Annotated in this window: 1 protein-coding gene; it reads right to left on the reverse strand. The window is 64.5% G+C overall.

Going from position 1 to position 1764, the window contains the following annotated elements; all coding sequences use genetic code 11:
* Window positions 1–1764 (reverse strand): condensation domain-containing protein (locus RDCOP1_RS21065; RefSeq protein WP_143152208.1); only part of this gene is annotated, 1764 nt, incomplete at both ends.

The raw sequence follows: 1764 nt of genomic DNA on the forward strand, positions 1-1764 counted from the left end.
AGCTGATACGCCGGCAAGATCGAGGGTGTCGATCGACACCACCGGCACCGACACCGGAACGTCGACCCCGTCCCGCGACGTCGACACCACCAACACCGGCGACACCGACTCCACAATGAAACCATTACGCTCAGCAGGCTGATCCGGATCGATCGGCACATACGCGCCGCCCGCCCGCACGATCGCATACATCCCCACCAACAGATCCGACGACCGGCGCACCGCCAACCCCACCGTCGTCTCCGGACCCACACCCCGCGAGATCAAATACCGCGCAAGCCGATTGACCCGCGCATCGAACTCGCCGTACGTCAACGACACACCCTCGAACACCACCGCCACCGCATCCGGCGACGCAGCGACCTGCGCATCGAACCGATCCAGCAACGTCGACTCCGGCACCGGACGCGACGTATCGTTCCACCGCTCGAGCACCATCACCCGCTCATCGGCGCCCAGCAGATCGATATCCCCCACCCGCAGCGACGGATCGGACACCACCGACTCGAGGATCCGCACGAACCGCTCCGCGAACCCCTGAACCGTCGAAGCATCGAAAAGCTCGGTCGCGTAGGTGAACTCGACGCCGAATCCCTGCGACTGCTCACCCGACCCGACCAGATCGGTGACGGTCACCTGAAGATCGAACTTCGCGACCCGGACATCGACATCCACACCCGAGACACTCAACCCGGGCAACTCGAGATGCGCGTCCGCCAAGTTCTGGAACGTCAGCATCACCTGGAACAACGGATGCCGCGCCTGCGAACGCGCAGGATCGAGCACCTCCACCAACCGCTCGAACGGCACATCGGCATGCGCGAACGCATCGAGATCCCCCGTGCGAACGGTGTCGAGGAACTCCCCGAACGACACCCCACCGTCGACCGACGTCCGCAACACGAGCGTGTTGACGAACATCCCCACGAGATCGTCCAGCGCGGCCTCGCCGCGACCCGCGATCGGGGTGCCGATCGCAACATCGGACTGTGCGCTCAACCGCGACAGCATCACCGCCAACGCAGCATGCACCACCATGAATTCCGTTGCACCACTGCGACGGGCAAGATCGGTGATACCCGCACGGATACGACCATCGATCGTGAAACCGTGCGAGGCACCCCGGTAACTCGACACCACCGGACGGGGCCGATCCCCCGGCAACGTCGACTCTTCAGGAAGGTCCGCGAGGGTGGTGCGCCAGAACTCGGTTTCCCGCGCCAGCAACGACTCCGGATCCGAATCGTCGCCGAGGACCTCTCGCTGCCACAACGTGTAATCCGCGTACTGCACCTCCAAAGCCGACCACCCCGGGACCGCGCCCGCAGCCCGCGCCGCATACGCCGTGACCACATCACGAGTCAACGGCCCCATCGAGAACCCGTCACCGGAGATGTGATGAACCACCACCACCAGCACATGCTCCTCCGGCGTGACCCGCAGCAGCCGCACCCTGATCGGAACCTGCTGTGTCACATCGAAACCGGTAGTCACAACCTCCGTGACACGCGCCAAGACCTCGTCGGCCGCGACAGTCTCCGGACGCACCTCGACGACCGACTCCGATACAGGCAGGATCTCCTGGAAACCGACCCCGTCGACCTCCGGATACACCGTCCGCAACGACTCGTGCCGCGCCACCACATCCGACACCGCCGCCTGCAACGCATCGACATCCAACGAACCCGACAACCTGATTACCGCCGGGATGTTGTTGACCGCCGAGACCGGATCCAACCGATTCAGGAACCACATCCGCTGCTG

Source organism: Rhodococcus coprophilus NBRC 100603, from assembly GCF_001895045.1.
In the GTDB taxonomy this organism is placed as follows: Bacteria; Actinomycetota; Actinomycetes; order Mycobacteriales; family Mycobacteriaceae; genus Rhodococcus; species Rhodococcus coprophilus.